Source organism: Streptomyces sp. NBC_01474, assembly GCF_035918215.1.
GTDB classification, from domain to species: Bacteria; Actinomycetota; Actinomycetes; order Streptomycetales; family Streptomycetaceae; genus Streptomyces; species Streptomyces aureus.
This window is the reverse complement of record NZ_CP109449.1, coordinates 4,539,115-4,551,679: the sequence shown is the minus strand read 5'-3', so window position 1 is coordinate 4,551,679 and position 12,565 is coordinate 4,539,115. Positions and strand designations below refer to the sequence as shown.

Here is a 12,565-nt window from a genome sequence, read left to right as displayed (position 1 = left end):
CGGAGCACAGACACCCCACAGTGAGGGCGAGGCCTCACAGCGGTAGGCTTTCGCCCTCGGGGACTGCCGTCTGCACGGAGGGGCTGAAAGACAGTGAACCTGCGCGACCTGGTGTACGGACTTTACGCACGCCGGGTGGAAGGCCGTCTCGACCACGACCAGGTGCCCAAACACATCGGGGTCATCCTCGACGGGAACAGGCGCTGGGCGAAGGCCTCCGGTGGCACTGCGGCGCAGGGCCACCAGGCCGGCGCGTACAAGATCGAGGAGTTCCTCGGCTGGTGCGCCGAGACGGACGTCGAGGTCGTCACCCTCTGGATGCTGTCGACGGACAACTTCGACCGTCCCGAGGAGGAGCTGCGGCCGCTCCTCGGCATCATCGAGGAGACCGTCCGCAGCCTCGCCGTCGACGGCCGCTGGCGCGTCCACCACGTCGGCACCCTCGACCTCCTCCCCGCCCGCACCCAGACCGTCCTCAAGGAGGCCGAGCAGGCCACCGCCGACAACACGGGAATACTCGTGAACGTCGCGGTCGGCTACGGCGGCCGCCAGGAGATCGCCGACGCGGTGCGCTCCCTGCTGCTTGACCACGCGGACAAGGGCACCGCCCTGGAGGAGATCGCCGAGAGCGTCGACATCGACCAGATCTCGAAGCACCTCTACACCAGCGGGCAGCCCGACCCCGACCTCGTCATCCGCACGAGCGGCGAGCAGCGCCTGTCCGGATTCATGCTCTGGCAGTCGGCCCATTCCGAGTACTACTTCTGCGAAGTTTTCTGGCCCGCCTTCCGCAAGGTGGACTTTCTGCGTGCCCTGCGCGACTACGCCGCCCGTCACCGGCGTTACGGCGGCTGACCTCGGGGACGTACGTCACCAGGAGTTAACGCGCGCGCCGTCATATGCCGTGGCATGGCCGCGCGTGTTCGAGGGAATAAGCCTTCCAGGTCGATGTCCGATTCACGGACGTCGAGTCTCAGCGGACGGCACGGGGCTGTCCGCCCGGGAGGCCCTTTGCGCCAGGACGATCACGCGGAGAGCACGCGCTCCGCTGGAGAGGCTGGGGGCCGGTCCACGGCCCACGCATCGCGGCCGTCGACCGGCGGGTACGACCCGCCCCGCCCGGCCCGGGATCCCTCTGTCGCTCCCCGACCTCATCCGAGGGGGTACGTCCTTCCGTGGTGACCAGCAACAAGCGCCAGCCCGACCGGCGCACTTATGTTCTCGACACCAGCGTCCTGCTGGCCGACCCGAACGCCCTGACCAGGTTCGACGAGCACGAAGTGGTGCTCCCGATCGTCGTGGTCACGGAACTGGAGGCCAAGCGGCACCATCCGGAGCTCGGATACTTCGCCCGGCAGGCCCTGCGCCTGCTCGACGACTTCCGTATCCGCCACGGACGCCTGGACGCCCCGATCCCCATCGGTGATCTGGGCGGGACCCTGCGCGTCGAGCTCAACCACTCGGATCCGGGCGTTCTCCCGGCGGGTTACCGCCTGGGGGACAACGACTCCCGCATCCTCGCCGTCGCCCGCAACCTCCAGGCCGAGGGGTACGACGTCACCGTCGTCTCCAAGGACCTGCCGCTGCGCATCAAGGCGTCATCGGTCGGCCTGCTGGCCGAGGAGTACCGCGCCGAGCTCGCCATCACGGACTCCGGCTGGACCGGGATGTCCGAGCTGCGGCTCTCCGGTGAGCAGGTGGACCTCCTCTTCGAGGAGGAGAGCCTGTACGTACCGGAGGCGGCGGAGCTGCCCGTCCACACCGGCCTCACCATCCAGTCCGAGCGCGGCAAGGCGCTCGGCAGGATCACGGCCGAGGGCAACGTCCGTCTGGTGCGCGGCGACCGTGAGGCGTTCGGCATCAAGGGACGCAGCGCCGAGCAGCGCATCGCGCTCGATCTGCTCCTCGACCCGGACATCGGGATCCTGTCGATGGGCGGCCGGGCCGGCACCGGCAAGTCGGCGCTCGCGCTCTGCGCGGGCCTCGAAGCGGTGCTCGAACGGCGCCAGCACCAGAAGGTGATGGTCTTCCGTCCGCTGTACGCGGTGGGCGGCCAGGAGCTCGGCTATCTGCCCGGCACCGAGGCCGAGAAGATGGGCCCGTGGGCGCAGGCGGTCTTCGACACGCTCGGGTCCGTCGCCGGCAAGGCCGTCATCGAGGAGGTCACCGCGCGGGGCATGCTGGAGGTCCTGCCGCTCACCCACATCCGCGGCCGCTCCCTGCACGACGCGTTCGTGATCGTGGACGAGGCCCAATCCCTCGAACGGAACGTCCTTTTGACCGTTCTGTCGAGGATCGGGGCGAATTCGCGGGTTGTGCTCACGCACGACGTGGCGCAGCGCGACAACCTCCGGGTCGGCCGGTACGACGGCGTGGTCGCCGTCGTCGAAAAGCTGAAGGGACACCCGCTGTTCGCGCACGTCACGCTCACGCGGTCCGAGCGTTCACAGATCGCGGCCCTGGTCACGGAGATGCTGGAGGACGGCCCCTTGTGAGGAGAGAGCGAGTGAAGCGCCCCACCTTGTAGGGGTTACGCGGTAGTTGGCGCCGCCCGGCGAAGCGCAGGAGCTTAGCCGGGCGGCGTTGTGCCGTGCGCTTGTTTCCGCGAAACCGCTGGGGCAAACGAGGTGTGAGCTTTCCCACTTGGATGAGAATTGCCTTGAGGCAACCGCGTCCGGCAGAGTCTCAGTCCTGTCAGGCCCCGCATACGACACTTGTGCATCCACAGCATGAAGAGCACCACGAACACCAGAACTTCACAGAGGCCGTCGTATGCCGCCCGAGCACCACGCGGCGCTCCCGTAGCGGGAGTTGCCCACCGGGCCCGTGTCTCCCGTGACCCCGCAGTTGGGAGGCCAGCGTCAGGGGCACGATTGCGTCCGCGAGGGTCACCTACAGCGGGCGATGCTGGAAGGAAACCGTGTGAGCCGGATTTCGGTCCGGGGATTCGCAGTGGCTTCGGCCACCGCGGTCACCACAGTCGGCGCAGTCGTGGGTGTTGCCTCGGGCAGCACCGCTCAGCCCTCCACCAACGAGGCTGAGGCCACGGCGAGCGACGCGACCCTCCTCGCCGACATACCCGCGGGCCAGCAGGCCCAGGTGCAGACCGCCACCCTGACGCAGCAGGCGGAGACGCAGGCCATCGCCGCGGACAACGCCGCTCAGAAGTCGGCGGAGGAAGCAGCCCGTAAGAAGGCTGCCGAGGACGCCGTCGCCAAGCAGCAGGCGGCAGCCGACGCCAAGGAGAAGGCGGAGAAGGAGGCCAAGGAACGCGCGGAGGCCAAGAAGGTCGCCAGCCGTTCGGCCACCCGCGACGCCTCCAGCTTCGCCACGCAGGCCTCTTACTCGGCGTCGCAGATACAGGCGATGGCGCGTCAGATGGTGCCCGCCGGGCAGTTCCAGTGCTTCAGCAACATCGTGGACCACGAGTCCAGCTGGAACTACCGGGCGACCAACGCCTCCTCCGGTGCCTACGGTCTCTTCCAGGCGCTGCCCGCGTCCAAGTACTCCACCGCGGGCGCCGACTGGCAGACCAACCCGGCCACCCAGATCAAGTGGGGCCTCAACTACATGGACAGCCGCTACGGCAGCCCGTGTGAGGCCTGGACCTTCTGGCAGGCCAACCACTGGTACTAGAAGCCGGTACAGCTTCATGACGGGCCCGGACCCGTCAACCTTCCTGAGCCCCTTGCCGTCCTACGGTGAGGGGCTTCGGGCATGTACGGTCGGAGCCGACGACTCCCGGGGGAGTGGTGAGAGAGCACGGGGGAAGAGGGCGGATCATGTCGCGAGTTCCAGGATGGCTCGGCCGGCTCGGCGATGAGCTGAGCCGGATGGGGGAGCGGTTGGACGAGCGCCGCGCCGAGGCCGAGCGTGACGACGGCGGGGACGACACCGCTCCGGACACCGCCCCGCACGCCCATGATGCCGCTCGGGCGCCCGCGCACATGACCGCCGAAGCGTCCCAAGTGCCCGTCACCCGGCCGGAGAACGGCGGCGGCGACCACGTACCTCCGCCGCCCGCGTACGCGCCCGCGATAGCGGCCAGGCCCGACCCGGTCGCGGCCGTGCCGTGGGGGATGCGGGTCGCGGCCGAGGCCGGCTGGCGGCTGCTCGTCCTCGCGGGCACCCTCTGGGTCCTGATGAAGGTCATCAGCGCCGTGCAGCTGGTCGTGTACGCGTTCGTCGCCGCGATGCTCATCACCGCGCTCCTCCAGCCGACCGTGGCCCGCCTGAGGAGGCACGGCGTGCCGCGGGGCCTGGCCACCGCACTCACCGCGATCCTCGGCTTCGTCATCATGGGACTCGTCGGCTGGTTCGTCGTCTGGCAGGTCCAGGAGAACATCGACAACCTCTCGAACCAGATCCAGGACGGCATCGACGAGCTGCGCAGATGGCTCCTCAACAGCCCGTTCCATGTGACCGAGAGCCAGATCAACGACATCGCCAAGTCCCTGCGCGACGCGGTCGGCGCCAATACCGACCAGATCACCTCCGCCGGCCTCGAAGGCGTGACCGTCATCGTCGAGGCCCTCACCGGCATCCTGCTCACGATGTTCTCGACGCTGTTCCTGCTCTACGACGGCCGGCGCATCTGGGAGTGGACCACCAGGCTCGTCCCGGCGCAGGCCCGTCCGGGCATCTCGGGTGCGGGCCCCCGTGCGTGGCGCACGCTCACCGCGTATGTGCGCGGCACGGTGATAGTCGCCCTGATCGACGCGATCTTCATCGGGCTCGGCATCTTCTTCCTCGGCGTCCCGATGGCGGTGCCGCTCGCCGTCTTCATCTTCCTGTTCGCGTTCATCCCGCTGGTGGGCGCGGTGATTTCGGGGGCGCTCGCGGTGGTGGTGGCCCTGGTGACCCAGGGCGTTTTCACGGCCGTCATGACGCTCGCGGTGGTACTGGCCGTGCAGCAGATCGAGGGCCACATCCTCCAGCCGTTCATCCTGGGTCGCGCCGTGCGGGTGCATCCGCTCGCGGTGGTGCTCTCCGTCGCGGCCGGAGGCCTGGTGAACGGGATCGGCGGTGCGGTGGTGGCGGTGCCGCTCGTGGCCGTGACGAACACGGTCGTCGGCTATCTGCGCGCGCACTCGCGTGAGGCGGCGCTGCGGCAGGCGCCTTTGCCGCACGGGGCGACGGTCATCGACGTGGCGCCGGTCGATCCGACGGCCGGGAAGACCTAGGGCGTCTCGTCCGGACACACGAGAACGCCGGGCGGGCTGAAGGAAATTCAGCCCGCCCGGCGTTCTCGTATGCGGTCACCGGAGTGATCCGTCCGTCAGGACAGGACGTCCTCGGAGTCCAGGGTGACGCCCACGGCCTGGACGACCGCGGCGATCTTGAACGCTTCCTGGATCGTCTCGCGGTCGACGCCCGCCTTGCGCAGCACCTGCTCGTGCGAGTCGAGGCACTGGCCGCAGCCGTTGATCGCGGAGACCGCGAGGGACCACAGCTCGAAGTCGACCTTCTCGACGCCCGGGTTGCCGATGACGTTCATCCGCAGGCCGGCGCGCAGCGTCCCGTACTCCGGGTCGGAGAGCAGGTGGCGCGTGCGGTAGAAGACGTTGTTCATCGCCATGACGGCGGCGGCCGACTTGGCGGCCGTGTACGCCTCCGGCGACAGGTTCGCCTTCGCCTCCGGCTCCAGCTCGCGCAGCACGCGCGGGGAGCGGGACGCGATCGCGCAGGCGAGCACGGTGCCCCACAGCTGCTGCTGCGGCAGGTCGGAGTTGCCGATGACCGAGCCGAGGTTCAGGCGCAGGTCCTTGGCGTAGTCCGGGACGGCGGACTTGAGTTCGTCGAGAGCCATGTCAGATCACTCGCCCGACAGGAGCGCGACCGGGTCGAGGGTGTTCTCGCCCTTGGTCCAGTTGCACGGGCACAGCTCGTCGGTCTGCAGGGCGTCGAGGACCCGCAGGACCTCCTTGGGGTTACGGCCCACGGAACCGGCGGTCACCATCGTGAACTGGATCTCGTTGTTCTGGTCGACGATGAAGACGGCGCGCTGCGCGAAGCCGTCCTCGCCCTCGATGCCGAGGTCGCGCATGAGCTCGTGCTTCGAGTCGGCGAGCATCGGGAAGGGCAGGTCGGTCAGGTCCGGGTGGTCCTTGCGCCAGGCGTGGTGCACGAACTCGGAGTCGCCGGAGAAGCCGAGGATCTGGGCGTCACGGTCGGCGAACTCGTCGTTCAGCTTGCCGAACGCGGCGATCTCGGTCGGGCACACGAAGGTGAAGTCCTTGGGCCACGCGAAGACGATCTTCCACTTGCCCTCGTAGGTCTTGTGGTCGATCTGCTCGAACTCCTTGCCCTTCTCCAGGGAGACACAGGCGGTCAGATCGAACTGGGGGAACTTGTCACCGACAGTGAGCACGCACTACTCCTTGCAGCATGGAGGGGCCCTTTTTGAGGGCTTTCCAAGGGGGTTGGACTGGCCACGATCGTGGCACAGGGTGCATTGATTATGGAAATAGCTAGACTCGGTTGTGTTGATCGGAACCGGCTATCAGTAGCCGTAGGTAAAGGGGAGTGACCGTGGCCGGCATCAAGCGGCGACAGCCGAGCCTCGCGCAGCTGCGCGCCTTCGCCGCCGTCGCGGAGCATCTGCACTTCCGGGACGCGGCCGCCGCGATCGGCATGAGCCAGCCCGCGCTCTCCGGCGCCGTGTCCGCCCTGGAGGAGTCCCTCGGTGTGACCCTGCTCGAACGCACGACCCGCAAGGTGCTGCTCTCGCCCGCGGGTGAGCGGCTCGCGGTGCGCGCGAAGGCCGTGCTTGACGAGGTGGGCGCGCTGATGGAGGAGGCCGAGGCGGTACGGGCGCCGTTCACGGGAGCGCTCCGGCTCGGCGTCATCCCCACCGTGGCGCCCTACCTCCTGCCGGCGGTCCTGCGCCTCGTCCACGAGAAGTACCCGGACCTGGACCTCCAGGTCCACGAGGAGCAGACGTCGTCCCTGCTGGAAGGGCTCGCGGCCGGGCGGCTCGATCTGCTGCTGCTCGCCGTGCCGCTCGGCATGCCCGGTGTCACCGAACTCCCCCTGTTCGACGAGGACTTCGTGCTCGTCACGCCACTCGACCACTGGCTCGGGGGCCGGGAGGGCATCCCGCGCGAGGCGCTGCGCGAGCTGCGGCTCCTGCTGCTCGACGAAGGGCACTGCCTGCGCGACCAGGCGCTCGACATCTGCCGCGAGGCCGGCCGCGCGGACGCCCCGGTGACCACGACGGCCGCCGGCCTGTCCACGCTGGTCCAGCTCGTCGCGGGCGGGCTCGGTGTGACGCTGCTGCCGCGCACCGCGCTCGCCGTGGAGACCAGCCGCAGCAGCCAGTTGCTCACCGGGTTCTTCGAGGACCCGGCGCCGACCCGCCGCATCGCCCTCGCCATGCGGACGGGCGCCGCGCGCAGCGCGGAGTACGAGGAGCTGGCCGCGGCCCTGCGCGTGGCGGTGCGGCCGCTGCCGGTACGGGTGCTATGACCTCGGGTGCGCGATAACTCCCGTACCGGCGGGGCGTGTTATTCGGTGCGCAGGCCGTCCGGCCGCATCATGCGCCACAGCGGCGGCAGGCTGAGGAGCGTCACCACCGCGATGAGCGCGGCGCCGCCCGCCGCCAGGGGTGCGAACACCCACCAGTCGGTGACCCGCTTGTCGATCATGCGGGTCATGACGTAGCCCAGGCCGAGCCCGCCCCCGATCGCCAGGCCGAGGCCGAGGGCGACCGGGATCGCCGTCTGCCACAGGACCGACCAGGCCATCGAGCGGCGCCGTGTGCCGAACGCGGTCAGGGCCGCCAACAGCCGCTTGCGCTCGCGCAGTTGCTCCAGCGTGGAGACCAGCATGGACGCCGCGATCAGGGCCATCGTCGCGGCCGCGCCGATCTGCAGCCCCCGCGCGATGCTCGCGTACTGCTTGTCGCGGTCGACCGCCTTGATCGACATCACGTCGAGCATCGGATCGATATGGGCCGCGGTGTTGCGCACGTACTCCTCGGAGTCCGGCACCGTCGGGTCGATCTGCACCATGGCGGTGGTCGTGGCCTCGGTCAGCTTCGCGATGTCGATCGCGCCGGGGGTGGCGAGGATGCCGTCGACCTTGTCGTCCGTCGGGCTGGGCCGCGCCCGGACCGTGCGGGCGTCCGCGGGCAGCGTCCACAGGATCTGGCTCGACTTCCTGCCGTCGCCGGGCCCTACGTCGACGGGTTTGCCCGGGCGCGCCGACTCGTCGACCCAGTCGTTCATCTTCCGGTCCTCGGTGTGCGAGACGAACGTGTCGCCGTCGCGGCAGCTGCCGACGCGGGCCAGCTCGCGCAGGGTCGCGCAGGTGCCGACGCTGATCGTCGTCGTGGGCTGGATCTCGCCCTCCGGGACCGGGCCGGGGCGCGTGGCGTACGTCGACACGGTGCCGATGACGCTCTGGACGCCCTTCGTGGCACGGAAGTCGTCGATCATCCGCTGCGCGAGCCTGCCGTCGCCGGCCAGGGAGCTCACGGTCAGCTGGGCGCGGTGGGGGTCCTGGCCCGTCACGCGGTTGAAGTCGTCGTGCATCGACGCGAACATCATCTGCAGGGCGATCGCGCCGGCCACCGCGATGGTGATGCCGCTGACCGCGCGGGCCGCGGTGCCGCTGCTCAACTGGAGCCGCCGCGTGGCCAGTTGCCACGGTACCGGGCCACCGCGCAGCCGGGCCACGACCGATTCGAGCAGCCAGGGAAGCAGCGTGCTCAGGCCGACCAGGGCCAGGGTCGCGCCGGTGGCGATGGCGTACGCGTTGATGTCCTGGTCGGTACTGCTGACCCGGCCGATGGCCAGGAGGATCCCGATGCCCGTGACGGGCAGGAGCAGCCGCCACCACAGGCGCCGCCTGCGCGGCACGCCACCGCGCACGACACCGAGCGGCTCGATGGCCACCGAGCGCAGCGAGAGGACGGTGACGAGGACCGCCGAGAGCGGCACGGCCACGACGATCAGCGCGGCGAGCACCGGCACCGGTCGCACGTCGGACGGGAACGCGCTGACCTTGTCGACGTCGACCACGGCGACCAGCTGCCGTACGGCGAGGAAGAATACGGTGCCGACGGCCAGGCCGAGCAGCGCCCCGAACAGGGACTCGCCCGCCGCGATCCGCCGCACCGCCCTGGTGTCCGCGCCGACCAGGCGCAGCGCGGCCAGGCGCCGGTCGCGGCGGTCGCCGCCGAACCGCACCGCCGTACCGATGAACACGGCCACGGGCGTGAGCAGCACGACGCAGATCAGTACGACGAGCACCATCAGGAGCGCGTTCAGCGGCTCCGACAGGTCGGAGCCGAACTTCGCCGCCCGGTAGCCGCCGTCGCTGGTCGTGAGGGTGTCGGATCCCGCGTAGTAGAAGAGCTCCCGCGGGGAGACCAGGCCTGCGTCGGCGATCGTTCCGGTGACGCGGTAGTCGCGGAAGCGCTCCTTGAGGAGCCTCGCGCCGGGGTCGTCGAGGAGGTCGCGCAGCGCGGGCGAGACCACCATCTCGTGGTCGCCGGGCAGCTTGCCGAGGCCGGGCGGCAGGACGGGCCGGCCGCCCTCGGCGCGTACGAACCTGCCCTCCAGCGAGCGGTCGCGGAACGTCGTGAACGTGTTGCGCATCAGCACGGTCTTGTCGGACCGCTTGATCTTGCCCGCGAGGGTCATCCGGTCCGCGGCCTCGCGCGCCGAGGAGCGGTCGCTGCGGTGGTCGGTCAGGTACGGCACGGATGTGGCGCCGAGCAGCAGCGCGACGCCCAGTCCCACACCCACGGCGGTGAGGATCGTGCGGACCCAGCCCTCGCGTCCGCCGCCGGCCGCGAAACGCATCCCCATGCCCAGATCGCGGATCCAGGCGCGCACGCCGGTGGGCGCGGAGGCCTCCGCAGTGACCGCGGGCGCGGGCTGCGGCTTCGTACGAGTCACGCTCATGCGATGCGCTCCATGTCGCGGGACCTGCCGTCGCGGACGATGATCTCGCGGTCCGAGTAGGCGGCGACGCGGGCTTCGTGGGTGACGAGGACGACGGCGGCGTGGGTGGAGCGGGCGGCTTCGGTGAGCAGCTCCATGACGCGCTCGCCGTTGAGGGAGTCGAGGGCGCCGGTGGGTTCGTCGGCGAACAGGACGCGGGGGCTGGTGGCCAGGGCGCGGGCGACGGCGACGCGCTGGCCCTGCCCGCCGGAGACCTCGCCGGGGCGCTGGCCGGTGAGGTCGTCGACCTCGAGGCGCTCCATCCAGGCGCGGGCGGTGGCCTCGGCGGCCTTGCGCCTGGCGCCGTTGAGGCGCAGGGGCAGGGCGACGTTCTCGAGGCAGGTGAGTTCGGGGACGAGCTGGCCGAACTGGAAGACGAAGCCGAAGTCGCTGCGGCGCAGGGCGCTGCGGGCGGCGTCGGACAGGGCGGCGAGGTTCTGTCCCGCGTAGGTGATGTCGCCTTCGTCGGGAGTGACGATGCCGGCGAGGCAGTGCAGGAGGGTCGACTTGCCGGAGCCGGAGGGGCCCATGACGGCGACGACCTCGCCGGGGTGGACGGAGAACTCGGCGCCGTTGAGGGCCTTGGTGGCGCCGTAGGTCTTGTGGAGACCGTGGGCGGTCAGGAGGGAGCCGGCGGGGGTCATGGCTTGCGCACCTCCGCGGCGAGCTTGTCCAGGCGGGCGGCGGTGAGTTCGAGCCAGCGCAGGTCCGCTTCGAGGTGGAACAGGGCGTGGTCGCAGATGAGCTGGTCGGCGAGGTCGCCCTTGCGCTTGCGGTCGGTGAGGATGCGCATCATGCGCAGGTGCTCGGCGCGCTGGGTGTCCAGGACCGTGGCGGCGTCGCGCTCGGTGAGCAGCGCGAGGACGACCTTGGTGTAGAGGACGGACTGGAGGTAGGGCTCGGGCGCCTCGGGGGTGGCGAGCCAGCGCTGGACATCGGTGATGCCGGCGTCGGTGATGGCGTAGCGCTTGCGTTCCGGGCCGCCGCCGGCCTCGATCCCGTCGACCTCGACCAGGCCGTTCTTCAGGAGCCGGGACATGGTCGAGTAGACCTGTCCGTAGTGCAGCGGCTTGTCGTGCCCGAAGGTGGCGTCGAAGGTGCGCTTGAGGTCGTAGCCGTGTCGTGGGCCCGACTCGAGAAGTCCCAGAAGGGTGTGACCGATGGACATGGCGGCCACTATACATAGCGGGTATACGTAGTGTGTATAGCCGCTTGGGGGCGGGGTTCCGGGAGGGCTTCGGGGGAAAACGTGAACGGTCCGGGGCGCGTGCCCCGGACCGTTCACTCCGCCTCGCCCCCCGTGGACCCCTTGGGCGGCCGCCCCCGCCGCGGCAGCGGCCCCGCCGAACCGGGCAGCCGCCCGGCCTCCGCGAGAGCGCGCCGCAGCAGGAACTCGATCTGCGCGTTCGCCGAGCGCAGGTCGTCCCCGGCCCACCGTGCGAGCGCGTCGTACACGAGCGGGTCGAGCCGCAGCAGTACTTGCTTGCGCTGTGGCCGCGACCGGCGTGCGGGGCCCTGAGGGGGCCCCTCGTGCGCCTCGTGCGCACCGTCAGGAGGGCTCATTGGTAGAGCGTTCCCGTGTTCAGGACCGGCTGGGCGGCGCGGTCGCCGCACAGGACCACGAGCAGATTGCTGACCATGGCCGCCTTGCGCTCCTCGTCGAGCGCCACGAAGTCCTGCTCCGTGATCCGGGCGAGCGCGTCCTCGACCATGCCGACCGCGCCGTCCACGATGAGCCGCCGCGCCGCGACCACGGCGCCCGCCTGCTGACGCTGGAGCATCGCCGAGGCGATCTCGGGGGCGTACGCGAGGTGCGTGAATCGGGACTCGATGATCTGCACGCCCGCGGTCTCCACGCGTGCGTGGAGCTCCACGGCGAGCTTCTCGGTGATCTCCTCGGCGTTGCCGCGCAGCGAGAGGCCGGCCTCGTCGTGTGCGTCGTAGGGGTACTCGATGGCGATGTGCCGCACGGCGGCCTCGGTCTGCGTGGCGACGAACTCCAGGAAGTTGTCGACCTCGAAGGTGGCCTGCGCCGTGTCCTCGACGCGCCACACGACGACGGCGGCCAGCTCGATCGGGTTGCCGTAGGCGTCGTTGACCTTGAGGACGGCCGTCTCGTGGTTGCGTACGCGGGTCGAGATCTTGGTGCGGGACGTCAGCGGGTTCACCCAGCGCAGGCCGTCCTCGCGGATCGTGCCCCGGTAGCGGCCGAAGAGCTGGACGACGCGGGCCTCGCCCGGCGCCACCATGTTCAGCCCGCACATCGCGAAGAACGCGGCTATCGCGACCACGACGCCGAGGACGATCAGCCCCGCCTTCCCGCCCGCCGACGACAGTGAAGCGCCGGTCGCGATCAGCGCGACGCCCGCGATGAGGCCGATGAGGCCGAGCAGCAGGGCGAGCCCGCCGCCGATGCTGTGAGCGACGACCTCCTTGACGCGCGGCTTGGGCATCTCGGGTACGTCGGCTGTGGTGTCCGTCTCGGACATGAGGGTCCCCGTCCTGTGAACTGGCGGTTCTCGCGAACCAGGTCTAGCAAAGTGATATCACTTTATCGTGTGCGGCAACCATCTGGACCTCCCGATCGTCGGTTCCCATGGGGCAGGTGCTGATTG

Annotated in this window: 12 protein-coding genes; 5 read left to right on the top strand and 7 right to left on the bottom strand. The window is 70.1% G+C overall.

The features are described 5' to 3' along the window. The first annotated feature begins 93 nt into the window (after nt 1-93). The 4 genes from OG758_RS20745 to OG758_RS20730 all read left to right on the top strand — a co-directional run bounded on the left by OG758_RS20745 (nt 94) and on the right by OG758_RS20730 (nt 5,183). The gene (locus OG758_RS20745; RefSeq protein WP_116510472.1) at nt 94-855 is read left to right on the top strand and encodes an isoprenyl transferase; all 762 of its coding nucleotides are present in this window, start codon (nt 94-96) and stop codon (nt 853-855) included. A gap of 320 nt (nt 856-1,175) precedes the next feature. Further along, a complete protein-coding gene (locus OG758_RS20740) occupies nt 1,176-2,495 on the top strand; it encodes a PhoH family protein (RefSeq protein WP_100598186.1) in 1,320 nt (439 codons plus the stop codon). A 409-nt stretch (nt 2,496-2,904) separates the two neighbouring features. After that, the gene (locus OG758_RS20735; RefSeq protein WP_326711380.1) at nt 2,905-3,636 is read left to right on the top strand and encodes a lytic transglycosylase domain-containing protein; all 732 of its coding nucleotides are present in this window, start codon (nt 2,905-2,907) and stop codon (nt 3,634-3,636) included. Between the two features lie 146 nt (nt 3,637-3,782). Further along, nucleotides 3,783-5,183, top strand: a complete 1,401-nt coding sequence (locus tag OG758_RS20730; RefSeq protein WP_326711379.1) for an AI-2E family transporter — start codon at nt 3,783-3,785, stop codon at nt 5,181-5,183. A 95-nt stretch (nt 5,184-5,278) separates the two neighbouring features. On the opposite strand, the gene OG758_RS20725 is transcribed toward OG758_RS20730, so the two are convergent. Beyond that, on the bottom strand, nt 5,279-5,809 hold the full coding sequence (locus tag OG758_RS20725; RefSeq protein ID WP_227297019.1) for an alkyl hydroperoxide reductase: 531 nt from the start codon (nt 5,807-5,809) through the stop codon (nt 5,279-5,281). 6 nt (nt 5,810-5,815) lie between these two features. Continuing rightward, nucleotides 5,816-6,370 (bottom strand): peroxiredoxin, encoded by a 555-nt coding sequence (locus OG758_RS20720; protein ID WP_100598182.1) that lies wholly within the window; start codon nt 6,368-6,370, stop codon nt 5,816-5,818. A 155-nt stretch (nt 6,371-6,525) separates the two neighbouring features. Here OG758_RS20720 and OG758_RS20715 point away from each other — a divergent pair, with 155 nt between their 5' ends. Then, nucleotides 6,526-7,467, top strand: coding sequence for a LysR substrate-binding domain-containing protein (locus OG758_RS20715; RefSeq protein ID WP_372564715.1), 942 nt, complete (start codon nt 6,526-6,528; stop codon nt 7,465-7,467). A gap of 38 nt (nt 7,468-7,505) precedes the next feature. Here OG758_RS20715 and OG758_RS20710 read toward each other — a convergent pair whose 3' ends face one another. The 5 genes from OG758_RS20710 to OG758_RS20690 form a co-directional block, all read right to left on the bottom strand. Next, a complete protein-coding gene (locus OG758_RS20710; RefSeq protein ID WP_326711378.1) occupies nt 7,506-9,911 on the bottom strand; it encodes an FtsX-like permease family protein in 2,406 nt (801 codons plus the stop codon). Continuing rightward, nucleotides 9,908-10,594 (bottom strand): ABC transporter ATP-binding protein, encoded by a 687-nt coding sequence (locus OG758_RS20705; protein WP_326711377.1) that lies wholly within the window; start codon nt 10,592-10,594, stop codon nt 9,908-9,910. Before OG758_RS20705 ends, OG758_RS20710 begins: the two co-directional genes overlap by 4 nt. Continuing rightward, a complete protein-coding gene (locus tag OG758_RS20700; RefSeq protein ID WP_266560625.1) occupies nt 10,591-11,118 on the bottom strand; it encodes a PadR family transcriptional regulator in 528 nt (175 codons plus the stop codon). Before OG758_RS20700 ends, OG758_RS20705 begins: the two co-directional genes overlap by 4 nt. Nucleotides 11,119-11,231: 113 nt before the next feature. After that, a complete protein-coding gene (locus OG758_RS20695; RefSeq protein ID WP_326711376.1) occupies nt 11,232-11,513 on the bottom strand; it encodes a hypothetical protein in 282 nt (93 codons plus the stop codon). Then, nucleotides 11,510-12,439 carry an SPFH domain-containing protein gene (locus OG758_RS20690; protein WP_326711375.1) on the bottom strand — a complete coding sequence of 310 codons (930 nt, stop codon included), beginning with the start codon at nt 12,437-12,439 and terminating at the stop codon, nt 11,510-11,512. Before OG758_RS20690 ends, OG758_RS20695 begins: the two co-directional genes overlap by 4 nt. Nucleotides 12,440-12,565 lie beyond the last annotated feature (126 nt).